Source organism: Curvibacter sp. EU05-FHT14A10 (genome assembly GCF_058791075.1).
Window position 1 is genome coordinate 18,911 of sequence record NZ_JBYTDE010000017.1, and the last position, 26,523, is coordinate 45,433.

General features: G+C 63.6%; 23 protein-coding genes and 2 pseudogenes. 20 read left to right on the forward strand and 5 right to left on the reverse strand.

What is annotated here, in order from left to right:
* Positions 1-20: 20 nt before the first annotated feature.
* From AC3WUT_RS24785 to AC3WUT_RS24845, 13 genes are all read left to right on the forward strand, one after another.
* A complete protein-coding gene (locus AC3WUT_RS24785) occupies positions 21-1,058 on the forward strand; it encodes a WD40/YVTN/BNR-like repeat-containing protein (RefSeq protein ID WP_492349733.1) in 1,038 nt (345 codons plus the stop codon).
* Between the two features lie 14 nt (positions 1,059-1,072).
* Positions 1,073-1,555 carry a VOC family protein gene (locus AC3WUT_RS24790; RefSeq protein ID WP_492349734.1) on the forward strand — a complete coding sequence of 161 codons (483 nt, stop codon included), beginning with the start codon at positions 1,073-1,075 and terminating at the stop codon, positions 1,553-1,555.
* 30 nt (positions 1,556-1,585) lie between these two features.
* A complete protein-coding gene (locus AC3WUT_RS24795) occupies positions 1,586-2,188 on the forward strand; it encodes an amino acid synthesis family protein (RefSeq protein WP_492349735.1) in 603 nt (200 codons plus the stop codon).
* A gap of 12 nt (positions 2,189-2,200) precedes the next feature.
* The gene (locus tag AC3WUT_RS24800; protein WP_492349736.1) at positions 2,201-3,046 is read left to right on the forward strand and encodes an alpha/beta fold hydrolase; all 846 of its coding nucleotides are present in this window, start codon (positions 2,201-2,203) and stop codon (positions 3,044-3,046) included.
* A gap of 48 nt (positions 3,047-3,094) precedes the next feature.
* Positions 3,095-3,391 (forward strand): NIPSNAP family protein, encoded by a 297-nt coding sequence (locus tag AC3WUT_RS24805; RefSeq protein ID WP_492349737.1) that lies wholly within the window; start codon positions 3,095-3,097, stop codon positions 3,389-3,391.
* A 27-nt stretch (positions 3,392-3,418) separates the two neighbouring features.
* Positions 3,419-5,044 carry a bifunctional 3-(3-hydroxy-phenyl)propionate/3-hydroxycinnamic acid hydroxylase gene (locus AC3WUT_RS24810; protein ID WP_492349738.1) on the forward strand — a complete coding sequence of 542 codons (1,626 nt, stop codon included), beginning with the start codon at positions 3,419-3,421 and terminating at the stop codon, positions 5,042-5,044.
* A gap of 102 nt (positions 5,045-5,146) precedes the next feature.
* Entirely contained in the window at positions 5,147-6,121 is a 975-nt protein-coding gene (locus AC3WUT_RS24815) for a Bug family tripartite tricarboxylate transporter substrate binding protein (protein WP_492349739.1), read from the forward strand.
* A 70-nt stretch (positions 6,122-6,191) separates the two neighbouring features.
* Positions 6,192-7,619 (forward strand): NAD-dependent succinate-semialdehyde dehydrogenase, encoded by a 1,428-nt coding sequence (locus tag AC3WUT_RS24820; RefSeq protein WP_492349740.1) that lies wholly within the window; start codon positions 6,192-6,194, stop codon positions 7,617-7,619.
* 129 nt (positions 7,620-7,748) lie between these two features.
* On the forward strand, positions 7,749-9,200 hold the full coding sequence (gabD, locus tag AC3WUT_RS24825; RefSeq protein WP_492349741.1) for an NADP-dependent succinate-semialdehyde dehydrogenase: 1,452 nt from the start codon (positions 7,749-7,751) through the stop codon (positions 9,198-9,200).
* Positions 9,197-10,234: a Bug family tripartite tricarboxylate transporter substrate binding protein gene (locus AC3WUT_RS24830; protein WP_492349742.1), complete on the forward strand. Its 1,038-nt coding sequence runs from the start codon at positions 9,197-9,199 to the stop codon at positions 10,232-10,234. Before gabD ends, AC3WUT_RS24830 begins: the two co-directional genes overlap by 4 nt.
* 118 nt (positions 10,235-10,352) lie before the next feature.
* Positions 10,353-11,279, forward strand: a complete 927-nt coding sequence (locus tag AC3WUT_RS24835) for a Bug family tripartite tricarboxylate transporter substrate binding protein (RefSeq protein WP_492349743.1) — start codon at positions 10,353-10,355, stop codon at positions 11,277-11,279.
* Positions 11,280-11,577: 298 nt separating this feature from the next.
* Positions 11,578-12,318, forward strand: a complete 741-nt coding sequence (locus AC3WUT_RS24840) for an IclR family transcriptional regulator (RefSeq protein ID WP_492349744.1) — start codon at positions 11,578-11,580, stop codon at positions 12,316-12,318.
* A gap of 139 nt (positions 12,319-12,457) precedes the next feature.
* Entirely contained in the window at positions 12,458-13,198 is a 741-nt protein-coding gene (locus AC3WUT_RS24845; protein ID WP_492349745.1) for an IclR family transcriptional regulator, read from the forward strand.
* Between the two features lie 24 nt (positions 13,199-13,222).
* On the opposite strand, the gene AC3WUT_RS24850 is transcribed toward AC3WUT_RS24845, so the two are convergent.
* Positions 13,223-13,819: a nitroreductase family protein gene (locus AC3WUT_RS24850; protein WP_492349746.1), complete on the reverse strand. Its 597-nt coding sequence runs from the start codon at positions 13,817-13,819 to the stop codon at positions 13,223-13,225.
* A gap of 103 nt (positions 13,820-13,922) precedes the next feature.
* Complete coding sequence (locus tag AC3WUT_RS24855) at positions 13,923-14,963, reverse strand: Bug family tripartite tricarboxylate transporter substrate binding protein (protein WP_492349747.1); 1,041 nt, start codon at positions 14,961-14,963, stop codon at positions 13,923-13,925.
* Between the two features lie 339 nt (positions 14,964-15,302).
* Here AC3WUT_RS24855 and AC3WUT_RS24860 point away from each other — a divergent pair, with 339 nt between their 5' ends.
* From AC3WUT_RS24860 to AC3WUT_RS24875, 4 genes are all read left to right on the forward strand, one after another.
* Positions 15,303-16,763: an APC family permease gene (locus AC3WUT_RS24860; RefSeq protein ID WP_492349748.1), complete on the forward strand. Its 1,461-nt coding sequence runs from the start codon at positions 15,303-15,305 to the stop codon at positions 16,761-16,763.
* A gap of 415 nt (positions 16,764-17,178) precedes the next feature.
* Positions 17,179-18,111 carry an AraC family transcriptional regulator gene (locus AC3WUT_RS24865; protein WP_492349749.1) on the forward strand — a complete coding sequence of 311 codons (933 nt, stop codon included), beginning with the start codon at positions 17,179-17,181 and terminating at the stop codon, positions 18,109-18,111.
* A 176-nt stretch (positions 18,112-18,287) separates the two neighbouring features.
* Positions 18,288-19,274, forward strand: a complete 987-nt coding sequence (locus AC3WUT_RS24870; RefSeq protein ID WP_492349750.1) for a Bug family tripartite tricarboxylate transporter substrate binding protein — start codon at positions 18,288-18,290, stop codon at positions 19,272-19,274.
* Between the two features lie 6 nt (positions 19,275-19,280).
* Complete coding sequence (locus AC3WUT_RS24875; protein WP_492349751.1) at positions 19,281-21,323, forward strand: acetoacetate--CoA ligase; 2,043 nt, start codon at positions 19,281-19,283, stop codon at positions 21,321-21,323.
* Between the two features lie 107 nt (positions 21,324-21,430).
* On the opposite strand, the pseudogene AC3WUT_RS24880 reads toward AC3WUT_RS24875, so the two are convergent.
* A pseudogene (locus AC3WUT_RS24880) lies at positions 21,431-21,748 on the reverse strand (transposase); the annotation flags it as partial.
* Between the two features lie 283 nt (positions 21,749-22,031).
* Between AC3WUT_RS24880 and AC3WUT_RS24885 the strand changes: the two are divergent.
* Positions 22,032-22,271: pseudogene (locus AC3WUT_RS24885) on the forward strand (nitrilotriacetate monooxygenase); the annotation flags it as partial.
* A 238-nt stretch (positions 22,272-22,509) separates the two neighbouring features.
* On the opposite strand, the gene AC3WUT_RS24890 reads toward AC3WUT_RS24885, so the two are convergent.
* Positions 22,510-22,935, reverse strand: coding sequence for an Lrp/AsnC family transcriptional regulator (locus AC3WUT_RS24890; protein ID WP_492349752.1), 426 nt, complete (start codon positions 22,933-22,935; stop codon positions 22,510-22,512).
* A 137-nt stretch (positions 22,936-23,072) separates the two neighbouring features.
* Between AC3WUT_RS24890 and ocd the strand changes: the two genes are divergently transcribed.
* Positions 23,073-24,122 carry an ornithine cyclodeaminase gene (gene ocd, locus AC3WUT_RS24895; protein WP_492349753.1) on the forward strand — a complete coding sequence of 350 codons (1,050 nt, stop codon included), beginning with the start codon at positions 23,073-23,075 and terminating at the stop codon, positions 24,120-24,122.
* Positions 24,123-24,174: 52 nt separating this feature from the next.
* Positions 24,175-25,110 carry a citrulline utilization hydrolase CtlX gene (gene ctlX, locus AC3WUT_RS24900; RefSeq protein ID WP_492349754.1) on the forward strand — a complete coding sequence of 312 codons (936 nt, stop codon included), beginning with the start codon at positions 24,175-24,177 and terminating at the stop codon, positions 25,108-25,110.
* Between the two features lie 164 nt (positions 25,111-25,274).
* On the opposite strand, the gene AC3WUT_RS24905 is transcribed toward ctlX, so the two are convergent.
* A complete protein-coding gene (locus AC3WUT_RS24905) occupies positions 25,275-26,372 on the reverse strand; it encodes an alkene reductase (RefSeq protein ID WP_492349755.1) in 1,098 nt (365 codons plus the stop codon).
* Positions 26,373-26,523 lie beyond the last annotated feature (151 nt).

Consider the following 26,523-nt stretch of genomic DNA (forward strand, 5'->3'; position numbering starts at 1 on the left):
TCAACCCCAAAGGAGCACCCATGAAGGGAACCATTCTTGTGGCCACTGCGGGCCAGGGCATTTTGCGCAGCGTTGACAACGGTGCGAGTTGGCATCGCCTGGGGCTCAAGGAGGCCATCGAGTTCGACGGCACGGTGCGAGCCCTGGCGGTGGATCCCTCTGCCCCCAGTCGAGTGCTGGCGGGCGCCGATGCTGGTTTGTGCCTCAGCACCGATGGTGGTGCTCATTTCAGCCGGGTCAGCTCACCCATGGATGGTCAGACGGTCTGGGCGATCGCTTTCGACCCGGTGGACCCGAAGGTCGTCTACGCCGGTACCGGGGCGCCCTCTCGCGCTTTCACCTGCCGCTCCCGTGATGGCGGCTTGAGCTGGGAGCGGCTGGGTGTCGAGCTTCCGGAGTTTTGTCAGGGCGTCAACCGACCGCGGATTCTGACGATGTGCGTCAACCCGGTGAATCACCACGAAGTGTGGTTCGGCGTGGAGGAGGGCGGCGCCTGGCGCAGCACCGACCAGGGCGACCATTGGGAACGGATGGACGTGCCCGGTGCAGGCATCAACAATTCTGACATCCATGCCATCACCATCCTGCCAGCCACGGCGCAGGACCCGATGCGTCATTTCGTGCTGACGGTGAACTCGGTCTGCGAAAGCACTGACGGCGGCAAGTCGTATGTCCACAAGCCTTCGCGAGAACGGTTTGACGGCATGTACTACACCCGCACGGTCCAGGTGACCGGGGCTGGAGGGCAGGCGCTGTTGCTGGCCATTGGCGATGGCACACCGGGCACGCGCACCAAGATCTACCGCTCGGAAGACCGCGGCCAGACCTGGCGTACGACCTTGCTGCACACCGCGCCCAACTCAACGGTCTGGGCTTTCGGCTCGCATGCGTCCGACCCCGACCTGGTCTTTGCCGGGACCAAGTATGGCGACCTGCTGCGTTCTACGGATGCAGGTCGTACCTGGTTCAAGGAGTGGCGCGAGTTCAGTGAAATCACCTCGATTGCCTGGACACCGTTTGAGGCCCCGGTCCATGCGCATCCGCAATCCATCAACTGATCCCTGGGAGCTTCATGTCTACGCCACTAACTGAAGTACGACCCCGCATCCGACGTACCCACTTGGCGTTGTTCGTCAAGGACCCCTTCGAGACCGCCTCCTGGTACGAGGACGTGCTGGGCATGGAGGTCACGGCGCGGGGCGATCGGTGGGTGTTTCTCTCATTCGGGCAGAAGCACCACGACATCGCTCTGATCCAGGTCGACCCGGCCAGTCCGACTGCGGAGGTACGGGGCGACATCAACATGCAGCACTACGGGCTGGAGATCGAGGGGTCGATGGACGACCTGCGCCGGCTCTACGGCATGTTGCTGCGCAAGAACGTGCCGGTGGTGAAGACCACGGACCACGCGGTGGGCTATGGCCTGTACTTCACAGATCCGGACGGGCATCGCTTCGAGTTCTTCCTTGAGACCGTTCACGACGACGAAGAGGGCAAACGCTTGCTGGGTGACTACGACGCCCCGAGCCTCCCTTTTGATCTGACGCCACTTTGAATCCATCCACTTTGAATTGAAAGCCTTTCCATGAGAACCCCCAATTTCGGTGCCTTCCACATCCGCAAGTGGTATTTGCAGGTCGAAGACACCTTGGCCGGCGAGACCGGCGCGCCCGCGGACGGTGAACCCTTGCGCAAGTTCGTGCTGGCGGCATGCATTCACAACCCCTATGCCGGTCGCTATGAAGCAGACCTCAGCGCCTGGATCGAAGGCTCTGTGGCACTGGGCCAGGAGTTCGGCCGCCGTATCCAGCAAGCTGCCAACGGGCAAGCCATTGAAAGCTATGGCAAGGCGATCCTGGTTGGCATCGACGGTGAATACGAGCATGGCAACGCCCTGTTGACCAACCCCGCCGCCAATCCGATCCGCGACGCGCTGGGCGGCGGCAAATCCTGGGTGCCGTCCACGGGCAAGCGAGGCAGCCCAGGCACGGTGCTGGACATTCCGCTGGCACACAAGGACGCACTGTATGTGCGTTCTCACTATGACACGGTCAGCGCGCTGTTCAATGACGGTCCGAATCGAGATGAGGTGATCGTGTGCTGGGCGTTTGCCACGCGTGGTCGTCTCAACGCCCGCCTGGGAGGCTTGAAGGCGGCTGACGTCAAGGGCGTGGACGGACTTGTCTGATCTGAGGCTGTGATGGAACGTCGCGACTACACACTGCCTCTCAACGGGCTCAATTTTCATGTCACGGAGTGGGGCGAACCCAGCGCGCATCCGCTGGTGACGATGCACGGCATCCGGGGTTATGCAGAGACCTTCGCCGGTGTGGCCGCGGCGCTCCAGCCTGGGTGCCGTGTCATCGGCTTTGACCAGCGTGGCCGCGGACAGACGGATTGGGATCCCGCGTGGAACTACTACACCGATGCCTACGTGGCCGATCTGGCGGCGCTCGTCGATCACCTGCAACTGCCCCGCTTCGACCTGCTCGGGCATTCGATGGGAGGGATCAATGCGTTGGTCTATGCCGCGCAAAACCCGGGTCGGGTGGATCGGCTGGTGATCGAGGATGCCGGCCCAGGTGCCTTCGACGTCAGCGCTGGTGCGACCAGGATCCGCAAGGAACTGGCGACCACCCCGAGTCATTTCGAGAGCTGGGAACTGGCTGCAGACTTCATGCGGGCGCTTCGTCCCACCGTGTCTGAGGCGGCTCGGCAGCAGCGCCTGCAGCAGATGCTCAAACAGACCCCCGAGGGGCGATGGACCTGGCGTTACGACCATGCCGGCATCGCCGCAACGCGGCTTGGGCCTGATCCGGCGCGTGCGGTCGACTTGCGCCCCTGCGTGCAAGCCATCCGATGCCCCGCGCTGGTGGTCCGTGGCAGCCGTTCAGACTATTTGCAGCCGGAAATGGTGAGTGAAATGTTGCGCCTCAACCCGACGCTGCAAGCCACCGAGATTGCGGATGCAGGCCATTACATCCATGACGATCAACCCGAAAGTTTCAACCAGGTGGTGCGGCAATTCCTGTCGCGTCAGCCTTGATCGCACTGCAGTCCTGATGTCTTTTCTGCTCGACGGAAACCCGAACAAATGATTTACGAACTGAGAACCTACACCTTGGTCCCTGGCGGTCTGCGGGACTACGTGAAAACCTACAACGAACTGGGGCGCGAGGTCCAGGTTGGCATCCTGGGGCAATTGGTCAGCCTGTTGCAGCCCGAGAGCGGCGACCTCAATGAACTGAAGTTCCTGTGGGCATTCGACAACTTCGAAGAACGAGCCCGACGGCGTGCCCAGTTGCTGCAAGACCCGCGCTTCACGGAGTTTCGCAAAGCGGTGCGACACCTGTTGATCCGCCAGGAAAACCAGTTGCTGAGCCCTGTTTGACATCCCTCGAATCACGATCACCCCCACATGACCCAAGATAAGAAAGAAATTCCGGTCCTGATCGTTGGCGCTGGCCCTTGCGGGGTCACCATCGCCAACCTGCTGGGCAGCTATGGGATCGAGACCCTGCTGATCGACCGAAGCCCGGCGATTCTGGATTTCCCGCGCGCAGTAGGCCTGGACGATGAAGCCTTGCGTACCTTTCAGGCCGCTGGCTTGGCCGAAGACATGCTGCGCGACATGATCCAGAACGTGCCCATGCGCATGTACACGGCCGCCAAGCAGTGCTTTGCCGAAATCCTGCCAAGCACGCGTGAATTCGGCTGGTGCCGTCGCAATCTGTTCTCGCAGCCGCTGGGGGAAGCCACCCTGCGCAAGGGGCTGGCTCGTTACCCGCACGTTGAGTTGGCACTGGGGGTGGAGTTGATCTCTTTGGTGCAAGATGACCAGGGCGTGGACGCGACTCTGCGCCAGGCCGATGGTAGCTTGAGCACGGTGCGCGCCCAGTATCTGGTGGCTTCGGATGGCGCACGCAGCACCGTGCGTGAAGGCATCCTCAAGGTGCCTTACGAGGGCAAGACGCACCCGCACAAATGGGTGGTCATCGAGTGCGAGGACGACCCCCTCGATGCCCCTTACACCGCGCTGCATTGCGAGCCCCGCCGGCCCTATGTCTGCCTTCGCCTGCCCTACGGCCTGCGGCGCTGGGAGTTCATGCTGTTCCCGGGCGAGGACGGCGACCAGATGCTGACGCCTGACAAGGTGCAGATGTTGCTGAGCCTTCATGTAGAGCACCCCGAGCGACTCAAGGTGATCCGAGCCCGGGTGTACACCCATAACTCCCGGGTGGCCAAGGATTTTGTGATTGATCGGGTTTGCCTGGCGGGGGACACGGCCCACATCACGCCGCCCTGGATCGGACAGGGCCTGAATGCCGGCCTGCGCGACGCCTTCAACCTGGCCTGGAAGCTGGCCTGGATCGTGCGCGGCCGCATGAAGCCCGAATTGCTGGCCAGCTACCACGACGAGCGCCATGCCCACGCCCAGGCCATGATCGATCTGGCAGACCTCTTCGGGTCGGTGCTGTCGCAGCGCAATCGTGCGCTGGCCTGGCTGAGGGACCGCTTTTTTCTGGCGATCAAGGATGTCCCGCGCGTGCGCGACTACGTGCTTCAGATGAAATTCAAGCCCATGCCGCGCTTTGTCAAGGGTGTGGTGCTCAACAGCGGTCATGCCGGCCACGACGAGCTGGTGGGGCGCATGTTCATTCAGCCTGTGGTCGAACAGATTTCGGGTGAGCCGCGCAAGCTGGACGACGTGATCGGTGGGTGCTTTGCGCTGGTCAGTTGGCGGTGCAACCCCTTGGCGCAGATGAGTCCCGCGTTGGCGGAACAGCTGCGACTGCTCAAGTGCGATCAGTTTGTTGCCGTCAGGGCCCGCAGCAGCGCGTGGGAGGTGAATCGCTGCACAGGTGAGGCACCGATGGTCAATGTCATTCAGGACACCGAGAACCTTCTGGGCACTTGGTTTCAGGCCCGAGGTGTGGACTGGGTGTTGATACGCCCTGACCGCTTTGTGGCTGCTGCCGGCACTGCGGCGGGTGCAGCTGAACAGCTGGCTGAGTTCTGTCGCACGGTGGTGCGTCAGGCTTGATTTTTTCCATCGCGTCGTGACTGCAGGGTCGTGTCTGGCCGCGCTCAGGCGGCGGCCGACATGGCTGTTTTCCGTGTTTCGTTCCAACAAGAAAGCCCCCCCATGAACCGTTCGAAATTTTGTCTTCTGAGTGCCTGCCTGATGGCGCTCGGTGCCACCTCAGCGTTGGCTCAGTCCTGGCCGCCGGCCACCGTGCGCATTGTGGTCCCCTACCCGCCAGGAACAGAACCTGATGTGCTCGCCCGCGACCTGGGCAATGCCCTCAGCAAGCAGACCGGCAAGGCCTTTGTGGTGGACAACCGCCCCGGGGCGAACGCCATCGTCGGGACGGAGGTGGTGACCAAGGGTGATGGTGACGGCAGTACCTTGCTGATGGTGGACCGCCTGGCCGTGGTCACCAATCCGGTGCTATACGCCAAGATGCCTTACCAGTGGGAGATGGCCCTGAAGCCGGTATCCGATCTGGCAGGGGTCAACCTGTTCGTGGGGGTGCGTGAGGGTCTTCCGGTCAAGAACTTTGCCGAGTTCCTGAAATACGCCAAGACCGCACCGGGTGGTGTCAACATCGGTACAGGAGGCAATGGCCATGTCAACCACATCGGCATGGAGATGCTCAAGCAGGCCCATGGCCTGAATTTCTCCTACGTGCCCTACCGTGGTGTGGCCCCCGCTGTGCTGGGCTTGTTGTCGGGCGAAGTGGATGCCGTGATGGCGGGTGGCATGGTGATGCAGGCCCACGCCAAGAGCGGCAAGATTCGATTGCTGGCCATGGGTGACACGCAACGTGCCATGTACCTGCCTGATGTGCCAACGCTGGCGGAGGCCGGAGGCAAGCCCGGCACCATTCCCTCGACCGTCTTCGCCTTGTTTGCCCCCGCCAAGGTGCCCGATGCAGTGGTGTCGCAGATCAACCAGGCCGTGGTCAAGGTCATGGAGTCGCCTCAGGTCCGTGGGACCTATGCCGTTCGGGGCATGGATGTGGCGACCACAACGCCGCAGCAGACCCTGGCAGCCATGAAAAAAGATGCCGTGCGCTACGGAAAAATCATCCGTGAGGCTGGCATCAAGCTGGAGTGACGCACGCTCCCCCTGGGCCTTTGCCGCCGATGCGCGGCAGATCCTCCGCTCCATCCATTCTCTGAGCACCATGTACCCACCACTTTCTCTCTACATCAACGGCCGATTCCTGAGCGCCCAAGGACGTGATGTCCAGGCCATCCGGGATCCTGCCACGCTGGAGCCCCTGGGTGAACTACCCTGGGCCACCCCTGAAGACCTGGATGCCGCGCTTCAGGCTGCAGACCATGCTTTTCAGACCTGGCGCTGCAGTTCACCCATGGAGCGCTCCGCCGTTTTGCGTCGGGTGGGCGAGTTGGCCCGCGAACGCGCAAGCGACATTGCGCGGGCCATCACGCAGGACAACGGCAAGCCCTTGGCCGAAGCGGTGGCGGAGGTGCTCAACAGCGCCGAGCACGCCGAGTGGGCGGCTGAAGAGTGCAGGCGCATCTACGGCCGCGTCGTGCCGCCCCGCAATCCCCTCGTGCGGCAGTGGGTGGTGCGCGAACCCGTGGGCGTGTGCGCGGCCTTCAGCCCGTGGAACTTTCCGATGGGCCAGGCCATGAAGAAGGTGGTGGCCGCCATTGGCTCTGGCTGTACCGTGGTTCTCAAGGGACCCGAAGAGTCGCCCAGTGCGGTGGATGCCCTGGCCCACTTGTTCCATGACGCCGGATTGCCGCCCGGCGTGCTCAATGTGGTGTGGGGCGTGCCTTCTACCATCTCCAAGCACCTGATCGAGTCGCCTTTCGTGCGCAAGATTTCGTTCACGGGTTCTGTGCCGGTGGGCAAGCACCTGGCCGCCCTGGCTGGTGCCCACATGAAGCGGGTCAGCATGGAGCTGGGGGGCCACTCCCCCGTGCTGGTGTTCGATGATGCCGATGTGGAGCAGGCGGCCACCTTGCTGGCCCGTTTCAAGGTGCGCAACGCCGGGCAGGTGTGCGTTTCGCCCTCGCGCTTCTATGTGCAGAGCCGGGTGTATGACCGCTTTGTGAGTACCTTCGCCGAAGTCATCAACTCGGTGACGGTGGGCCATGGCCTGCAGCCGGAGTCGCAGATGGGCCCCCTGGTGCACGCACGACGTCTTGAGGCCGTGCAGTCCTTGGTGGATGACGCCACACGCCAGGGGGGCGAGGTGCTCAGCGGTGGCGGCCGTCTCCCGGGGGCCGGCCACTTCTTTGCTCCGACGGTGATCACTGGCCTGCCTGACACGGCCCGGGTCATGAATGAGGAGCCCTTCGGTCCCATTGCGCCCATCACCCGGTTCACTGATCTGGACGAGGTGCTGCGCAGGGCCAACAGTGTTCCGTTTGGTCTGGCGTCTTATGTGTTTACCCACTCGATTCAAACCTCCACGCGCGTGGCCAACGGTTTGGAGGCAGGCATGGTCAACATCAACCACTTTGGCATGGCGCATCCCGAGCTGCCTTTTGGCGGCATCAAGGACAGTGGTATTGGCAGCGAGGGGGGAACCGAGCTGTTTGATGGTTACCTGGCAACCAAGATGATCACCCAGATCTAAAGCCTGCCGCTTCCCATGCCATGGGCAAGGCTTCACCGCCCGTGCTCCTTATCCAATGTTTCGCGGCCTGTTCTCCAGGTTTTTCCCCGGGGCATCGCGCCTCGGGGGCTTTCTCTACTCTCAATGGCGATGCTGAATCTTCAAAATCCTTTCCTGCTGCGCGACCAATGCCTGATCAATGGTCAGTGGATTTCCTCTGAAAATCGAATTGATGTGCGCAACCCTGCCACCGGCGTGCGCGTGGGCTCCGTGCCGCGCCTGGGTGCCGCCGAAGCTGAGCAGGCCGTGCTGGCGGCCCAGGCGGCCTGGCCCGCCTGGCGAGCCCGCACGGCCAAAGAGCGTGCCGCGGTCCTGCGCCGCTGGTATGAGCTGATCCAGGCGAATGTCGACGATCTGGCGCGCATCATGACCGCCGAGCAGGGCAAGCCCTTGGCCGAGGCCCGGGGCGAGATTGCCTATGCCGCCTCATTCATCGAGTGGTTTTCCGAAGAGGCAAGGCGGGTCTATGGCGACACCATTCCGGCGCCCTTGAGCAGTCAGCGCATCGTGGTAACCAAGGAGCCGATTGGTGTGTGTGCCGCCATCACGCCCTGGAATTTCCCGGCCGCCATGATCACTCGCAAGGCAGGCCCGGCCCTGGCCGCGGGCTGCACGATGGTGCTCAAGCCGGCCTCGCAGACGCCCTTGACGGCCCTGGCTTTGGTGGCGTTGGCCGAGCGTGCAGGCGTTCCCGCGGGTGTCTTGTCGGTGGTGACCGGCTCGGCGGGCGACATCGGTCGGGTGTTGGCGACCCATCCCGCGGTCCGCAAGCTGAGCTTCACAGGTTCGACGGAGGTTGGGCGCACGTTGATGAAGCAGACCGCGGACAGCATCAAGAAGGTTTCCATGGAGTTGGGCGGCAATGCACCCTTCATCGTCTTTGACGATGCTGACCTCGATGCGGCGGTCGAAGGGGCGATGGTGTCCAAGTACCGCAATGCGGGGCAGACTTGCGTGTGTGCCAACCGCCTGTATGTCCATGCCAAGGTCTATGACGCCTTCGCTGCCAAATTGACGGCTGCGGTGCAGACCTTGACGGTCGGCGACGGCATGACCGAGGGGGTGCGTGTGGGGCCCCTGATCGACGAAAAGGCCCTGGCCAAGGTAGAGGAGCACGTCGCAGATGCACTTGCCAAAGGGGCTCGTGTTCTGACAGGTGGGAAACCCCACTCGCTCGGGCGCTCCTTCTTCGAGCCCACCGTTCTGGTGGATGTCACCTCGGACATGGCGGTCGCTCGGGAGGAGACCTTTGGCCCGCTGGCGCCGCTGTTCCGCTTTGAATCAGAGGACGAGGTCGTAGCCCTGGCCAATGACACTGAGTTCGGTCTGGCCAGCTATTTCTACGCTCGTGATCTGGGGCGGGTGTGGCGGGTTGCAGAGCGCCTGGAATACGGCATGGTTGGCGTCAATACAGGGCTGATCTCCAATGAGGTGGCCCCCTTTGGCGGGGTCAAGCAATCAGGGTTGGGGCGTGAAGGCTCGCACTACGGAATGGATGATTACCTGGTCATCAAGTACATCAACATGGCAGGCATCCAATGAACACGGCGCTGGCTCTGCGGTGTCGGGCGCACATTGGCGCGCGCGGCGCTTGGCTGCGCACCGGCCTGGTGGGGCTTGGCTTGGCACTGGTAGGTTGGGCTGGCGTGCTACGCGACGCCGGCGCTGTCGATCTGGCCTTTCCCCAGAAGACCATCACATTGGTGGTGCCCTTTGCCAGTGGAGGGGGAACGGATGCGCTGGCCCGTCTTCTGGGAACGCAGCTTCAGCAGGTGTTGGGGCAGGCGGTGGTGGTTGACAACCGGCCTGGTGCCAATGGCGCGGTGGCCTGGCGCAGTGTCCAGCGGCAGCCGGCCGATGGCTACACCTTGCTACTGGGCAGCCATTCGACGCACGTCATTGCGCCTTTGGCTGCACAGCCTTCGCAGAGTCCCCAGGCGGTGATGTCGCAGTTTGCCATCGTTTGCATCGTGGGCCAGGCCCCATTGGTTCTGGCCGTTCGGTCTGATGCCAAGGAGCGCGATCTGGGAGAGTTCGTGCAGCGGGCCAAGGCGCAAGGCCTGAGCTACGGCAGCTTCGGGGTGGGATCCTCGGGCCATGTCATGGGCGAGGTGTTGGCCGATGCGGCCCATCTGCAGTGGGTGCATGTACCCTATAAAGGCTCTGCTCCTGCGCTCACGGATTTGCTGGGCGGGCACCTTGACAGCGTGTTTCTCACGGTCTCAGCCATCGGCTCCGGCGTTGAAAGTGCTCGAGTTCGCCCGTTGGCCGTGACCGGTACCCGTCGATTCCCATCCTTGCCTTCCACCCCCACCTTTGTCGAATTGGGCTGGCCCCAAATGGCCGAGTCGGGTTGGTTTGCGCTGTTTGCGCCCACCGGCACGCCGGCCGTGGTCCAGGAGGCCTTGGCCAAAGCCTTGCGTCAAGTGCTGCAGTCGCCCGAGCTGCGGTCGCGCTTGCTGGCGCAGGGAGTGGAGCCGATCGGCAGTACGCCTGAGCAGGCACGGCGCATCTGGGCGGAGGCGTTTCACCAGGCCGAACCGGTGGTGAAGCGCGCCCACATTGAGTTCCCCTGAGGCCGGTGTCCTGTCGGGTTTCCATAACGTTTGGGCCTTGAATCGGCCCTGAAAGGGCAGTATGTTGCTGAGCAAGCGGCTTTGCTTGAAGAGTCTGGGTCTTGCAGGGGTGGCTGGGGTGAGCCCCTTGATGGCGCAATCGGTGTCGGGCAAGCCGGTCACCGTGATCGTTCCTTTTGCACCGGGGGGCGCCATCGATGGGGTCGCCCGTCAGTTGTCTGCGCCCGTGGCCCAGTTGCTGGGACAGACCTGGGTGATCGAGAACGTCACAGGCGCCTTCGGCACCCTCGGGACGCAAAAGGTCGCCCATGCCGCTGCCGATGGTCAGACGCTGCTTTTCGCGGTCAGCAGCCCGCTCAATGTGGCTCCTGTGCTCACCCCCAGTGCGGTGCGCTATGACAGCTTTCGCGACTTCCGGGCCTTGGCCGTGGTGGGTCAGATGCCCTTTGCCGTGGTGGGGCGCCTGGGCTTGCCGGCAGACTCGCTGGAGGGGCTGATCCGCTGGGCGCGCGCCCATCCCGGGGTGTTGAACTTCGGCACCGATGGTCGCGGCTCCTTGTTGCACATCTCGGGTGAGCTGATCCATCTGCGCACAGGCATTGATTGGGTGCATGTTCCCTACAAGGCGGCGCCCCAGGTCGTGACCGATGTGGTGGGCGGGCAACTGGACCTGGCGATCCTGCCCGTGGCTTTGGTGCAGCAGCACGTGCAAGACGGCCGAATCAAAGCCTTGGCCGTGACTTCTGCGCAGCGGATCGGTGTGATGCCCCAGGTGCCTGCACTGTCTGAACTGCCGGCCATGAAGGGCCTGGCCCTGAGCTCATGGTTGGGGTTGCTGGCGCCGGCTGGTCTGCGGCAGAGCGAGGTTGATCGGTTGCAGCAAGCCATCCGCAAGGTGACCGATGGCGAGGCTTTTCAGCAGATGCTGCAGTCACGGGGCATCGAGCCTCAGCTGATCGTGGGGGCAGATTTCGAGCGCCTGATGCGCAGCGAACGAGGCCTGATTGTCGACGTTGTACGGCAAAGCCATATGGCGGTCGAATGAGAGACTGTCCTGTCTGTCGGGCACCGTTTTCATGAATCGACACTGTCCAGCACAGTACTTTCGTTTGGTGCGATCACTCGTCCATGAGTTCTTCATTGATGAAAATAAATGTATTAATATGGCAAAAAAATAACACTTTATTGTGCGATAGAATCCAATAGGCAAAATACTGCAATATATCGGACGGCCTTGTCCGATTGCTGTTCAATGGTTCCGATTGTTCAGGTACCTCGATATCGTTGGCAGCGCTGGACTGTCCTGCCAATGCGTTCTCATTCTTAGCCTTCCCGAACCCACCATGAACAGCTTGCGCCGGATGCTGGATGTCTTGGGCCTGTTCAGGCCTGACCAGTCGGTGATCGACATCGATGTCATCTGCCGTGAGCTGGGCTATACCCCAGCCAGTGCCTACCGGTACCTGCGTGAATTGGGTGCTGTGGGTTTGTTGGTGCGCTTGCCTCGTGGCTACGCCTTGGGGCCGCGCATCATCGCGCTGGAGCATCAGATGACAGCCTATGACCCCATGCTGCAATGGGGTCGCGACCTGGTCGACGACTTGGTCACCCAGACGGGGCTGGACGCCCTGATCAGCGAGTTCCATGGTCACTCTGTCATCAATGTGCTGCTTCAACGGGGCAGCGATGCCGGACCGGTAGGCGGTGGGCGGGGCTTGCCGATCGACCTTTTCCACAGCGCCACCTCGCGCGTCGTGCTGGCTTACCTGCTGCCGCGCCAGATACGGCGGATCTACGATCTGCATGCTGAAAGTGCCCAATTGCTGCACTTGGGGCTGGCCTGGAAGGACTTCTCCCGCAGCCTGCTGGACATCCGCAAAAAGGGATATTGTCTGAGCCGGGGGGAGCTTCACCCGGATCGCACCGGTGTCGCCGCACCGGTGTTCGATGAAAAGGGCAGGGTGCTAGGCAGCATCACCCTGGTGGGGCGCAGTGAGCGCTTTCAGGCCTTTCAGGAAACTTTTTTGTGTGATCTGGTCGTGCGGGCCGCCGCCCGATTGACGGATCGCATCGTGGCCCAATAGCGGCAACATGTCTGAAGTCGGGGGCCTGGGTCAGGCAGGGGCCCGTTGCGCCTTCTTTGGCGTTTTGTCTCGGGCTTCGACTGCAGTTCGATTACGCTTGTCGATCTGACCTTCAACCCTCCCACAGAACGATAAATTGATGAATAGCCTTCGACGCATGTTGGATGTTTTGAGCCTGTTCAAGCCCGAGCAGGCCGTGATTGATGTGGAGTTGATCTGCTCCCAGTTGGGCTATGCACCGGCCAGCGCCTACCGCTATGTGCGTGAGTTGAGCGACGTCGGTCTGCTGGTGCGTCTGCCCCGTGGCTACGCTCTGGGTCCGAGAGTGATCGAGCTGGATCGCCTGATGACCGAGTACCACCCGCTGTTGTCCAGCAGCCGCGATCTGACTCAGCACCTGGTGGAGCAGACCGGGCTCAGCGTGCTGATCAGCGAGCTGTATGGCTCGACCGTGATTTCAATTTATCACCAGCCCGGGGCCAGCGTCGATCCCCTGAACTTTGGGCGCGGGCGACCCATGGATCTGTTTCGCAGTGCCACATCCCGGGTGATCCTGGCCTACCTGTTGCCGCGCCAATTGCGCAAGATATTCGATGCCCACACCGATCACCCCGGCGTGCAGCGCATTGGAGGCGACTGGAAGGTCTTCTCCAAGACCATGCTGCAGATCCGCAAACAGGGGTTCTGCATCAGCGTGGGTGAACTCGATCCTGAAAAGACAGGCCTGGCCGCGCCGATCTTTGATGAGAAGCAGCGCATTTTGGGCAGCATCACCCTGGTGGGCCCCAGCGAGCGCTTTGCAGCCTTCAACGAAGAATTTCTTGCAAATCTGGTCGTCGGGGCGGCTGCGAGCATCACGGCACATATTTCAGCGGCTTGATTGCTGCCTGAGGCGCCACACCTTTCAGCCTTTGCTCTGGAAATGGCCCTCGAAGGCCACGTCTGCCAGCGGCAGGCGTTCATTCGGACTTTCGCGGGCGAGCAGCGCTTCGGGCAAGCGATCCTGGCGTCCGGGTTTCCCGACCGCAATCACGGTTTCGATGGCGTGGGTCTCAGGCAGTTGAATGGCAGCGCGCAGACGTGGTTCATCAAAGCCCGCCATGGCGTGGCTGGCCAAACCGGACAAGGTGGCCTGAAAGGCCAGGCTGGCCCAAGCTGCGCCGCAGTCGAATGAGTGCCAGGCGTTGGGCGCCGCCGCGGGCTTTCCTGGAAACACCGCCTGCTTGGCGGACACCAACACCAGAAGCGCTGCCGCGTGCTGCGCCCAGCCCTGATTGAACTCCACCAGCGATTCGAGAATGGGGCGCCAGTGTGGTGTGTCGCGGCGCACATGGATCCAACGCCAGGGCTGAGCGTTGTAGGCCGACGGTGCCCAACGCGCTGCTTCAAGCAGCGTCAGCAACTGCTCTTCTGTGATCGGTTCACCGGTGAAGGCCCGCGGTGACCAGCGTTGGGTGAACAGTGGATGGATGGGGTGTTCGGCTTGTCGGGTAGATGACACAGGGAGGGCTCCGGTAGGTGATGTGACCTGCAGCATGGCGCACAGGTCGGGTGGGTTAGGGGGCGGTTTGGGCGGGTTGATTGCGGTGGGCGCGACACTGTGCTCACTGCACCCGGATGCCGCGTTCGCGGATGAGCTTGCCGACACGTTCTGAATCGTGGGCAATCTGCGCGTCCAATTCAGCCGGCTTTGATGCCGCCGCATGAAGCCCCCGTTTGGCGGTCCAGGCTTGCAATTCAGGGCTGCCCAGCACTTTGAACAGGCTGGCATTCACCTTGGCCAGTATTTCGGGCGGCGTGCCCGCTTTGGCGTGGAGGGTGTAAGAGGTGGAGAGCAGCATGTCGGCGCCGCCAGCTTCGAGGATGGTGGGGACCTGGGGTGTGATGGGTGCTCTTTTAGGCGCGCCCACCGCGAGCAATTTCAACGTGCCCTTTTCGACATGGGGCAGCAGTGCCTCGACCCCGCCCGAAGTCACTTGCACTTGGCCTCCCAGCATCGCCGGGATGACCTCCGCAAGGGCCTTGTACGGTACGTGCAGAAACTCCATCCCGGTCCGGGCCTGAAGCAGTTCCATGTTCAGATGCATGATGCTGCCCACCCCTCCCGTGCCAAAGGTGACCTTGCCTGGGTTGGCCTTCACGTACTGAAGAAACGAGGCGAAATCGGTCACCGGCAACTGAGCGCTGGTGACCAGATACAGGTTCACATCGGCAATGTTGCTGACGGAGACCAGGTCTTTGCGGACATCAAACGGCAGCGGTTGATAAAGCAGCGGGTTGACCGACAAGGTCAGGCGATCCAGCAGCAAGAACGTGTAGCCGTCGGCAGGGGCTTTCACCACCGCATCAGTGCCGATGATGGCGTTGGCACCCGGCTTGTTGTCCACGATGAAGCTGGTGTTCAGCTCTTTGGCCAGCCCTTCAGCGACCAATCGGGCCATCACATCCGGGCCAGTGCCGGGGGGATAGGGCACCATGATTTTCACCGGCCGCGCAGGCCAATTCGTTTGCGCCACGGCCGATTCAGTCCATGCCGTGGTGGTGGCGAGCAACAGGCCCAACACGGCCCATTTCTTGAGTGCAGCAAGCATTCCAAGTCCTTTGTCAATCTTCCTGGAAGACACTGGCTTGAGCTGATGGGCCAAGCAGTACGGGTTGTCATCCGTCTTTCTTGTTACGGATGGCGAAATGCAAAGTTATCACAATGAAATAAAAAAGCAAAACAAATAGAAAAATATTTGAGTTTGTGTTGTTGAAATTTTGTTTTGAGAAATGATCGCTTTTGGTGAGGGGTTTTGAAATTTCGTTTTGGCTGCACTCCTTTGGTGCCTGGACCGGTGTTCCCGCATGCCAATCTGGGCTATCGGCTCCAGGGAGGTCGGCCTAGACTTTGCGTCAGCCCTCAGACCAATGGACGCGTGAACGACACCGGAATCGTTCGCATGACACCCGCGAACAGACCTCACTTGCTGATCAAAATACCTATGGATTCACGCACCCCTTCGATGCCCCGCCTGCCCGATGACGCCACGGGCCTGCGCTCAGGAACCCTGAGTTCGTGGTTCATCACGCTGTTGGTGATCTCCGCAGCCAGCCCGCTGAGTGTGGTGGCCGGTGGCTTTCCCATCGGGATGATGTTGGGCAATGGCGCTGGCACGCCCGCACTGGTGGTCCTGGCCCTGCTGCTGCTGCTGATGTTTGCTGCGGGCTACACCGCCATGGGCACCTGCGTCACCAGCGCCGGTGGTTTCTACGCCATGGTCTCGCGTGGGATTGGCGGTTCGGCAGGCGGGGCTGCAGCATTCATCGCCATTCTGGGGTCTTTGGCCTTGCAGTTTGGGCTGTACGGCCTGCTCGGCGAGGTGGTTTCGGAGTCATTGCGTGCCCAGTTCGACCTCAGCGTGCCTTGGTGGGCGATCGCCATCGCGGCGATTGCCTCTGTCGCCTACTTCGGGTTTCACCAGATCGATTTTTCGGCCAAGATCCTGGCCTGCTTCGTGGTAGCCGAGTACGCATTTGTGCTGCTGTTGGACGTGCTGATTCTGAACCGTGGCGGTGCCGATGGCATCGAGTTTTCGTCATTTCAGCCTGCGGCCCTCAGTGCCGGGAATCCCTCGATCGGGATCCTGTTTTGCTTCGCAGCCTTCATCGGTTTTGAGGCCACCACCATCTACAGCGAGGAGGCCAAGGATCCGAAACGGAGTATCCCGATTGCCACCTACTCGGCCCTGATACTGGTCGGGTGCTTCTATTCGTTTTCGCTGTGGTGCCTGGTGATCGGCACGGGTTCCGAGCGCGTGCAGGCGACGATTACCGGGCTGAGTGATCCGACCAATTTCCTCTACCTGCTGTCCGACACCTATGCGGGCCATTCATTGACCGTTCTCTTGCGCGGCATGTTCATCATCAGCATCTATGCGGGATTGATCGCGTTTCACAACTCTACCGCCCGGTATTTCTATTCGATGGGTCGGGAACGCCTGCTGCCCAGGCGCCTTGGCTGCACCCACCCACAGTACAAAAGCCCCCATGTGGCCTCGCTGTTGCAGACCGTGCTGTGCCTGATCGTGGTGGCCTTGTTTGCTGTGTTCAAGGCCGACCCCGTTCTTCACCTTTTCTCGTGGCTCAGCAACATCGCGACCGTGTGCCTATTGCTGTTGATGATGGCGACCGCGATCGCAGTGATCGTGTTTTTTCGTCGCGATGCGCACGCTTTCACCCGGTTTCGAATTTTCTGGATGCCGCTCGCGGCCCTGCTGGGTCTGAGCTTTGTGTTTGCTCTCGCAGTGCCCAACTTTCAAGTCTTGACAGGGGCCAGCCAGACCTTGTCTTGGGCTCTGCTCGCCTTGTTGCCCTGTGCAGGGCTCGCAGGATGGGGCGCGGCTCTGCGCTTGAAGTCCTTGGACCCTGTGGCCTACGCCACCTTGGGACATGACCGAAGGTAAGGGGCAGACCCGTTCTGCTTGTGCCGTCGTTGAGCCCCTGATCGGACAAGCCAGAACCCGCTGCGCCAGGTCGGGCGGGTAGCGTTCGGCCTGAAGGTCCGGTGTCACGCTGTGGGTGACGCCCTCGTCGGTGATCGGCCGCTGGGTGTTGCTCCATCAGCACCACAGGGCTTTCAACTGACGCCGTGATCCGCGAGAAAGGTTCAAGGGCATGAAAGAAGGGCTTGATTCGTTGAGCGTCTGGGCGGGCCTTAGGCTCCGCTCCAGTCATGCCGAAATGTTATGAAAAGCCGTCTTCATAGCCAAAGAAGTTTGTTGCATAAGCAAGCAAGGTGGGGGCTGAGCCAGACGGCCAGGGCTGCCACGTGGCATCATGTTGCGTGCCCTGTCTCCAGTTCGGAGCCCGCGGCTGACCATGTACCCATCCGACTCGCGTTTTGATGCCTCCAGACACGTGCCCAGCGGCTTTGATCTGGGCCGTTGGCAGGCGCTCGAGCAGGCTTCGCCTGATTCGACTCCCTGGAAGCTGTTGCCGCACGCCGTCAAACGCTCCAGCCACGATCGGCCCTGGCCGGGCCTGGTGTTCTGGCACCAGGTGGGGCCTGAGGGCGATTTGTATGTGCCGCCCACGGCCAGTCACAGCATTCTGGTGCGGCGGGCGCATCCCACCCAATTGCTGCAACGTCAAGGTGGTGTGACCGAGTCGTCGCGTTGGCAACCTGGGCAGGCCGTGGTGGTTCCTGCGGGGCTCCCCTCGTTCTGGCGCAGTGCCTTGCCTCGCGACAACCTGCACATGGATCTGTCACCCGCCTGGCTCGAGCGCGTGGCGCACGAGCAGGTGGCGCTCAAGAGCTGCTTCGGGCGCGATGATCCCTTGTTGGCGGGGTTTGCCCAATTGCTGCTGGCCTCTCTGGACTCCAACACCTCGCTGGACAGCCAGTTCGGCCAGCACATGGCCGAGGCCATCGCCCTGCACCTGATGCGGCATTACGTCACAGTGCGGGGGGCTTCGCGGGCCCAGGCCGGGCTGTCCAGGCACCAGATGCAGCAGGTTGAGGAGGCCTTGCGCACCGACCTGGCCGGGCACTGGACGGTCGAGCGCATGGCGCAGTTGGTGGACCTCAGCCCCTTTCATTTTTCGCGTGCCTTCCGGGCCTCGTTTGGCGCGGCACCTCATGCCTGGCTGAAACTGCAGCGCCTCGAGGCCGCCGCCCATGCGGTGCGCGCAAGCCGACAGAGCCTGGAGGAGATCGCCCGCCAGACAGGCCATCGTTCGGCCTCTCATTTCACGCAGTCCTTCCGCCAGCACTGGGGCATGACGCCGTCGGCCTACCGGCGCGCGTCCTGATCCGCGAGGGCGGGGTTTTCCCGAGGCAGCGCAGGGTTTCGACAGGCGCAGCAATCCTTCGACAGAGTGCCCTGGGGCTCTGAGGCACATTGGCGCCTGCCGGGTCAAAGGCTTCCGAATCGAGAGGCCATGCGCCACGGACACCTCAACAGACCCCAGCCGAAGGAGACATCACCATGAGCAACCGCCGTCAATTCACTGCCCGATTGGGCCTTTTGGGCGCCTCTGGCATGCTGGGTGGCCTACCCCATGCCGCCTGGGCCCAGCAGCCCGAACTGGCCCGCCTGCTGGTGGGCTTTCCGCCCGGGGGCAGCACCGACAACGTGGCACGCCGGGTGGCCGACCGATTGCGTGGCACCTACGCCGGCCAAGTGCTGGTGGACAACAAGCCTGGTGCGGGAACCCAGATCGCGGTGGCGGCACTCAAGGAGTCCCCGCCCGACGGCTTGACGATGCTGTTGTCGCCGCCAGCCCCTTTCAGCATCTACCCCTTCACCTACCGCAAGCTGCCTTACGGGCCCGAAGATCAGGTGCCTGTGGCCATGGTCTGTTCGTTTCCCTTTGCCTTTGCGGTGGGGCCGGCGGTGCCGGAGAGCGTGCGCAGCATCCCCGATTTCATCGTCTGGGCCAAGGCCAACCCGGGCAAGGCCAGTTTTGGCTCGCCGGCTGCCGGCTCTACACCCCACCTGGTGGGCTGCCTGCTGGGCTTGATGGCCGGCGTGGAGCTGACCCACGTCGCCTACCGCGGCGATGCCCCGGGCCTGCAGGACCTGATGGGCGGCCAGTTGGCGGCCTATTCCTCGGTGCTAGGCAGCTTCTTGCCCCAGCTTAAATCGGGCCGGATCCGTCTGCTGGCCGTGTCGGGCAACGAGCGCAGCAGCTTCATGCCCGCCCTGCCCACCTACCGTGAACAGGGCTACGAACTGGACATGACCGAATGGTTCGGCCTGTTCCTGCCGGGCAAGGTGCCCGCACCGGTGGTGCAGCGCCTGGCCGACGCGGCCCGTGCCGTGGTCGGGCAGGCCGACTTTGCCCGTGGCCTGGCCGACTTTGGCATGACCCCGCGCTACCTGGGCCCGCGCGAGCTGGCGGCCCAGTTGCGTGCCGAGACAGAGATGTGGCGCGGCAACATCAAGAAAATCGGCTTCACTTCGGAGTCCTGAATCACCATGACAGACCACTTGCCTGCTGCCGTCCCTTTATGGGTGCCTGATGAAGCACGTCGATCACAGGCCCTGATCACCGCCTTTGAAGCCTGGCTGGCGCGCGAGCGCGGCCTGCGCTTCGACCATTACGAAGCGCTGTGGCGTTGGTCGGTCGACGATGCGGAGGGCTTCTGGTCAGCCATCCTGCAGTTTTTCGATCTGCGCTTCGACCCGCCGCCGCAGCGCATGCTGGCGCGCTCGCAGATGCCGAACGCCTCGTGGTTCCCGGGGGCTCGCCTCAATTTTGTCGAGCAGATGCTACGGCACACGTCGCTGGCGACACCGGCCGTGGTCTACGAGAGCGAAGCCATGGGCGCGGGGGAACTGAGTTGGCTAGAGCTTCGGCGCCAGGTGGCTTCGGTTGCGGCCACCCTGCGCGAGCTGGGGGTGGGCGAGGGCGACCGCGTGGCGGGCTACCTGCCCAACATCCCGCAGACGCTGGTGGCTTTTCTGGCGGCTGCCAGTCTGGGTGCGGTGTGGACGCTGTGCGCCCCCGACATGGGGCCCTTGAGCGTGGGTGACCGCTTCCGCCAGATCGCGCCCAAGGTGCTGGTAGCGGTGGATGGCTACCGTTATGCCGGCAAGCCCTTTGATCGGCGCGCCGCGTTGGGCGAGATCCTGGCGGGCCTGCCCAGCGTGCAGGCCGTGCTGTGGGTGGCGCACCTCGATGCCCAGGCCGAGCCCCCACCCACCGCCATGCCATTGCGCTGGCTGCCTTGGGCCCAGGCCGTGGCGGGTGACCCAGAGCTGAGGCCCCAGCCCTTGCCGTCCGACCACCCGCTGTGGATCCTCTATTCCTCCGGTACCACCGGCCTGCCCAAGCCCATCGTGCATGGCCATGGCGGCGTGCTGGCCAACGGCATGGTCAACATGGTGTTGCACAACGACCTGCACCCCGGCGACCGCGTGCTGTGGGCGGTGAACACCTCCTGGATGGTCTGGAACGCCCACATCATGAGCCTGCTGGGCGGCGCTAGCGTGGTGCTGTACGACGGCAGCGTGACAGGCGCGGGGGCCGAGCCAGACTGGGGCCATCTGTGGCGGCTGGCCGGGCGCACTCAGGTGCAGTTCTTCGGCGCCGGCGCGGCCATCCACCAGCAATGCATGAAGGCTGATGTCATACCCGCCCGCATTGCCGACCTGTCGGCCCTGAAGACCGTCGGTTCCACCGGCTCACCGCTGTCCCCCGAGGCGTGCGCCTGGCTGTACAGCGCCGTCAAGCTCGACCTCTGGCTGAATGTCGTCTCTGGTGGCACCGATCTGGCCGGGGGCTTCCTGGTCGGCCTGCCCACCTTGCCGGTCTACCTCGGCGAGATGCAATGCCGCACGCTGGGCGCACGGGTCGAGGCCTGGAGCGACGACGCGCGGCCGGTGATCGACGAGGTCGGTGAGTTGGTCTGTGTGAACCCGCTGCCTTCGATGCCCCTTTACTTCTGGGGTGACGACGATGGCAGCCGCTTGCGTGAAAGTTATTTCGAGACCTTCCAGGATGCGGCCGGCCAAGCGGTGTGGCGCCATGGTGACTGGCTGCGCCTGGTGCCCCGGCCCGATGCCATCGGCGGCGTGATCTATGGGCGCTCCGACGCTACCATCAACCGCCAGGGCGTGCGCATGGGCACTGCCGAGCTGTACCGCGTGGTCGAGCAACTCGAAGAGGTGGCCGACAGCCTGGTGGTCGACCTGGAGTATCTGGGCCAGCCTTCCTGGATGGCCTTGTTCGTGCAATTGCGCCCAGGCCTCACTCTGGACGAGCCTCTGCGCCAGCGCATCCGCCAGGCCTTGCGGTCAGGGCTGTCGGTGCGGCATGTGCCTGACGACATCGTGCAGGTGGCGGCCATTCCGCGCACCATCACCGGCAAGAAGCTCGAGTTGCCCGTGAAGAAGCTGATGCTCGGCCATGCGCCAGACAAGGTGGTGCGCCGCGACGCCCTGGTGCAGCCCGAGAGCCTGGACTGGTTTGTCGAGTTTGCCGCTCGCCACTTGAGCCAACGCAGCGCCTTGGCCTGAGGTTTGGGGCTGCCCCCTCAGCGCAGCGAGATCCCCGCCGTGCGGATGGGCCGGCTGTAGCGTGGGCGCTCTTGCTGCAGGCTGGTGGCCAGGTCGGCGGCGCTGCCGCCAGCCACTTTGACGCCCATGTTTCCGGTGCTGTGCACCAGCAGGTCCAGCGCCATGGCGCTGGATCGATAGGGCAATTGCACCCGCAGTGTCTTCTGGCGCCGGAACACGGTGCTGAAGTCCGGCACCTTCCAGGCCAGCCCCGCCAAGCGCAGCAGGCTTTGACGCAGGGCCGGGCCAAACAAGCATTTGATGCTCAGGCAAAACCGGATGGCAGCGTCGGAGAAGACCCGCTGGCGACCTCTGCGACCATTGGCGGGGGCGTACCACTGCATGCCTTTGTCCAGCCAAATCGTCAGCGACCCTCGTGCCTTCAGCGCTGCGTTGTGCGCAGCCCAGTTGAACCGTCTGGTGCCCGCTGGTCACAGTTCTACCCCTGGGTATACCGATCCCGGGCACCCGGTCGAGGGGCGTGTGCCTTTTGTTCTGCCAGCCGCCGTCTGAATTCGCCGATCCAGCGCTGGCCGTTGGCTGATTGCATGCTGTCGCCTGGCCTGGCTTTCGGACTGTGACCGAGGTTCAGGTTCTCCATTCGACCGTCCCATCAATTGATTGGCTGACGTTGACCTGGCGCCTTGAGCGCATCCCGGAGACCGACCTGTGGCCAAGCGACCTGGCTTTCTGCGCTTTGGCGCCTTTCTGTACCCCACCGGGCATCACAGCGCGGCCTGGCGCCACCCGGATACCTTGCCCGGCGCCGGCCTCAACATCCGTCAATACCGTGAATTGGCGGAGATCGCCGAGGTGGCTCGTTTCGAGCTGCTGTTCCTGGCCAATGGCGTGGGCACCCGAGGCGATCGATCTGAAGTCTTGAGCCGCACGGCGCACAGCGATGTGTCGACCAACTGGAAGAGCGCTTTGTGAACTATGGGGCTGATGGCTTCAATGTGATGGCGCCGGTGCTGCCCAAGGGTCTGCGTGACTTTGCCGAGCGGGTGCTGCCGGAGTTGATTCGGCGTTGAGTTGGCGCGGGCTGGCACGCCGTGAGTATGAGGGCTCGACGCTGCGGGACCACCTGGGCTTGTCGCGCCCAAGGGGCTGATCGCCGGCTCTGAACGTCGTGGCGCCTGAACATGCTCTATCCCAGCTTGTAAGTGGACAACAGCAGGCTGGTCTCGGTGTTGGCGATGCCGGGCACGGTGCGCAGGGTGCCCAGCACGCGGTCGAACTCTTCGAGGTTGTCGGCCCGGATCTCGGCCAGCAGATCCCAGCGGCCATTGGTGCTGTAGAGGGCCACGATGTTGGGGTGGCCGCGCAGGGTGCGTTGCACCTCGGGGCCATGCGCGCCCTCGACGGCGATGCTGGTCATGGCGCGGATGCGCTGCGCCTCGGCGGCCGGTCGCAGGCGCACGGTGTAGCCCACGATGGTGCCGTCGGCCTCCAGCCGGGCGATGCGGTTCTGCACCGTGGCCCGGGCCACGCGCAGCTTGGCGGCCAGGGTGACCACTGGCAGGCGGGCGTTGTCGCGCAGCAGGGCCAGCAATTGGCGGTCGATGTCGTCCATGGGCAGATTGACGGTTGAATAAAGCAATCTGTGCATTAAACCGTAAAAAGTGACAGATTGAAGGGTTCATTTTGGCGCGTCTCACGGGAAAAATTCTGTCATCCCCACTGGCTGAGCGCAGCCTGAAAGACCCTGCCATGACCCGCTTCATCGATGTCCCGACCATGTCTCGCCTGGTGCAGGAGGTGGGCGTAGCCCGCTTTGTGGGCGAACTGGCCGATGCCATCCGCGACGATTTCGTGCGCTGGGCCGATTTCGACAAAACGGCGCGCGTGGCCAGCCACTCCGACATCGGTGTGATCGAGCTGATGCCCGTGTCCGATGCAAAGCACTACGCCTTCAAGTACGTCAACGGTCATCCTGGCAACACGGGGCGGGGCCTGTACACGGTGATGGCCTTTGGGGTGCTGGCCGAGGTGGCCACGGGCTACCCGGTGCTGTTGTCGGAGCTGACCCTGGCCACGGCGCTGCGCACCTGCGCCACCTCGCTGATGGCGGCGCGGGCGCTGGCCAGACCCGATTCACGCTGCATGGCCCTGATCGGCAACGGGGCGCAAAGCGAGTTCCAGGCCCTGGCCTTTCACCACCACCTGGGCATTGATGAGATCGCCGCGTTCGACCTCGATCCTCGGGCTACCGACAAGTTGGTGCGCAACCTGGCCCATTGCCCCGGGCTGCGGATCCGGCGCGCCAGTTCGACCGCCGATGCCGTGCGCGGGGCCGATGTGGTGACCACGATCACGGCCGACAAGCGCTGCGCGACCATTCTCACGCCCGAGATGATCGAGCCCGGCATGCACTTGAACGCGGTGGGGGGCGACTGCCCGGGCAAGACCGAGCTGCATGCCGATGTGTTGCGGGCCGCTCGCGTGTTTGTCGAGTACGAGCCGCAGACCCGGGTGGAGGGTGACATCCAGCAACTGCCGGCCGACTTCCCGGTGGTGGACCTGTGGCGGGTGCTGGCCGGCACTGAAGCCGGGCGCCAGAGTGCCGAACAGGTCACAGTGTTTGATTCGGTGGGCTTTGCGCTGGAGGACTACGCCACCTTGCGCTACGTGCTGGCACAGTCCACCCGCTACCAACTGGGCGTGGAGGTCGAGCTGGTGCCTGAGGCCGATGACCCCAAGGATCTGTTTCGCCACACCCGTGCCAGTGCCGCGCGGGTCGCCTTGCGCCGCGTGGCCTGAGCGGCCACGGCCGCCCCGCGCTTATTCCCGTTGCTTGCACACCGTTGAGCCCATGCCTTCCATGCCCTCGATCCAGGCCCCGGCGGCCGTCGTGATGGTGCGTCCGCACCACTTCACCCCCAACCCTGAAACCGCGGCCGACAATGCTTTTCAGCAGGCGGCCGAGCGTGAGGCGGCCCAGCGCATCGCCGAAGCCGCGCGTGACGAGGTCACCGCAGCAGCGGCCCGGCTGGAGGCCGAGGGTGTGCGGGTGCATCTGTTTGAGGACCATGGCGAGCGCGACACCCCCGATTCGGTGTTCCCGAACAACTGGTTCTCCACCCACCCGGGCGGCCATGTGGCGCTGTATCCCATGCACTCGCCCAGCCGCCGGCGTGAGCGCCGCAGCGATGTGATCGAGATGCTCAAAAGCACTTATCGGGTGCAGGACGTGATCGATTACTCGGGGCTGGAGCCCGACGGGCTGTTTCTGGAAGGCACAGGCGCCATGGTGCTGGACCACGTGGCCCGGGTCGCCTACACGGCCCGCTCCAACCGGGCCGATGCGGTGGCCCTGGAGCGTTTCTGCACCCATTTCGGCTTCGAGCCCCTGGTGTTCGACACCGCCGACGCCAAGGGCCAGCCGATCTACCACACCAATGTACTGATGTGCATTGCCACCCAGTTTGCGCTGGTCGGTCTGGACCTGATCCCCGATGCCAGGCGTGCCGCCGAACTGCGGGCCCGCCTGGAGGAATCGGGCCGCGAGGTGATCGCCCTGAGTGCGGCCCAGATCGCCGAGTTTGCGGGCAATGCGCTGGAGTTGTCGGGCCGGGAAGGGCGCCTGCTGGCCCTGTCGCAGCGTGCCCACGACAGTCTGACGCCGACCCAGAAGGCCCTCATCGGCCAGAGTGCCCGGCTGCTGCCGCTGAACGTGCCCACCATTGAGATGGCCGGTGGCTCGGTGCGCTGCATGCTGGCAGGGATTCACCTGGCGCCCCGGCGTTGACCCGGGCCGCGCGGGCAGTATCAAATGCCCGTGAGGCCCTGGCAGCACTTGGGGTCGCTTTGATCAGGCGGGGGTGCCAGGGGTGCGCCGTGTGGGTCCGCATGTCACACGGATCGGCTCACACCGAGGCCATCCCTCGTGAAAAGCCCCACTCAAGCCCACGCTCAGGCCGTCACAGCGTCCAGCGTGGGGTAGTCGGTGTAGCCCTCGGTCCCGCCGCCGTACAGCTTGTCGGCGCGCAAGGGGTTCAGCGGGGCGTCTTCGCGCAGGCGTCGCACCAGATCGGGGTTGGCGATGAAGGGGCGGCCGAAGGCCACCACATCGGTGGTGCCGCTGGCCACGGCCTCCAGGGCCTCGCTGCGGCTGAAGCCGTTGTTCACGATCCAGGTGCCCGGGAAGGCGCGTCGCAGCGCGGCGTAGTCAAAGGCAGGGGCCCCTTCAGGCTGGCGCGCCCCACCGGTTTCGCCCTCGATCACGTGCAGGTAGGCCAGGCCCAGCGAAGCCACCTGTTGCACCACGTGGCCATACAGGGCCTGGGCCTGGCTGTCCACCGGGGCGCTGCCGCCGAAGGTGGTGATGGGGCTCAGGCGCAGACCCGTGCGGCCGGCGCCGATCTCGGTGGCCACGGTGCGCACCACTTCCAGCAGCAGTCGGGCGCGGTTTTCGATCGGGCCACCATAGGGGCCGCTGCGGTCGTTCACGCTGTCGCGCAGAAACTGCTCCAGCAGGTAGGTGTTGGCGCCGTGCACTTCAACGCCGTCAAAGCCGGCTTCGATGGCGTTGCGTGCGGCGCGGCGGTAGTCCTCCAGCAGGGCCGGGATCTCGTCATCCGCCAGGGCCCGAGGGGTGGACACGGGCACAAAGCCTTCGGCGGTGAACGTGTGGGTCTTGGCGGCCACCGCGGTGGGCGACACCGGGGCCGCGCCGCCCGGCAGCAGCGAGTTGTGCGAGATGCGGCCCACGTGCCACAGCTGCAGCACGATGCGTCCGCCCTGGGCGTGCACGGCGTCGGTCACCTGCCGCCAGGCCACCACTTGCTCGGTCGAGTAGATGCCGGGGGTGTCGAGGTAGCCCTGCGCCATGGGGCTGATCTGGCTGGCCTCGGCAATGATCAGGCCAGCGCTGGCGCGCTGGGCGTAGTAGTCGGCCATGGCAGCCGTGGGCACGCCGCCGGGGGCACGGTTGCGGGTCAGTGGGGCCATGGCGATGCGGTTGGGCAGGGCGATGTCGCCGGCTTGGACGGGGTCGAACAAGGTGGTCATGAGGTCAAGGACTTTCAGGTTGAGAGAGCCACAGGGGCCCGGGTTGAGGCAGACAGAGAAAGGCAAAGGGTGGGGACGACCGCGGTGCCAACGGCCCGGGGCGCCTGGGTGCGGCGGGTGATGGCGTGAGTGTTGTCCATTTAAATTAGAC

Coding starts and splice junctions, on each gene's coding strand:
- AC3WUT_RS24890 (WP_492349752.1), bottom strand. CDS start 22,935: ATGGACGACATCGACCGCCAATTGCTGGCCCTGCTGCGCGACAACGCC.
- AC3WUT_RS24840 (WP_492349744.1), top strand. CDS start 11,578: ATGAACAGCTTGCGCCGGATGCTGGATGTCTTGGGCCTGTTCAGGCCT.
- AC3WUT_RS24865 (WP_492349749.1), top strand. CDS start 17,179: ATGTACCCATCCGACTCGCGTTTTGATGCCTCCAGACACGTGCCCAGC.
- AC3WUT_RS24815 (WP_492349739.1), top strand. CDS start 5,147: ATGAACCGTTCGAAATTTTGTCTTCTGAGTGCCTGCCTGATGGCGCTC.
- AC3WUT_RS24860 (WP_492349748.1), top strand. CDS start 15,303: ATGGATTCACGCACCCCTTCGATGCCCCGCCTGCCCGATGACGCCACG.
- AC3WUT_RS24820 (WP_492349740.1), top strand. CDS start 6,192: ATGTACCCACCACTTTCTCTCTACATCAACGGCCGATTCCTGAGCGCC.
- AC3WUT_RS24785 (WP_492349733.1), top strand. CDS start 21: ATGAAGGGAACCATTCTTGTGGCCACTGCGGGCCAGGGCATTTTGCGC.
- AC3WUT_RS24805 (WP_492349737.1), top strand. CDS start 3,095: ATGATTTACGAACTGAGAACCTACACCTTGGTCCCTGGCGGTCTGCGG.
- AC3WUT_RS24800 (WP_492349736.1), top strand. CDS start 2,201: ATGGAACGTCGCGACTACACACTGCCTCTCAACGGGCTCAATTTTCAT.
- ctlX (WP_492349754.1), top strand. CDS start 24,175: ATGCCTTCCATGCCCTCGATCCAGGCCCCGGCGGCCGTCGTGATGGTG.
- AC3WUT_RS24845 (WP_492349745.1), top strand. CDS start 12,458: ATGAATAGCCTTCGACGCATGTTGGATGTTTTGAGCCTGTTCAAGCCC.
- AC3WUT_RS24875 (WP_492349751.1), top strand. CDS start 19,281: ATGACAGACCACTTGCCTGCTGCCGTCCCTTTATGGGTGCCTGATGAA.
- ocd (WP_492349753.1), top strand. CDS start 23,073: ATGACCCGCTTCATCGATGTCCCGACCATGTCTCGCCTGGTGCAGGAG.
- AC3WUT_RS24870 (WP_492349750.1), top strand. CDS start 18,288: ATGAGCAACCGCCGTCAATTCACTGCCCGATTGGGCCTTTTGGGCGCC.
- AC3WUT_RS24790 (WP_492349734.1), top strand. CDS start 1,073: ATGTCTACGCCACTAACTGAAGTACGACCCCGCATCCGACGTACCCAC.
- gabD (WP_492349741.1), top strand. CDS start 7,749: ATGCTGAATCTTCAAAATCCTTTCCTGCTGCGCGACCAATGCCTGATC.
- AC3WUT_RS24795 (WP_492349735.1), top strand. CDS start 1,586: ATGAGAACCCCCAATTTCGGTGCCTTCCACATCCGCAAGTGGTATTTG.
- AC3WUT_RS24830 (WP_492349742.1), top strand. CDS start 9,197: ATGAACACGGCGCTGGCTCTGCGGTGTCGGGCGCACATTGGCGCGCGC.
- AC3WUT_RS24810 (WP_492349738.1), top strand. CDS start 3,419: ATGACCCAAGATAAGAAAGAAATTCCGGTCCTGATCGTTGGCGCTGGC.
- AC3WUT_RS24905 (WP_492349755.1), bottom strand. CDS start 26,372: ATGACCACCTTGTTCGACCCCGTCCAAGCCGGCGACATCGCCCTGCCC.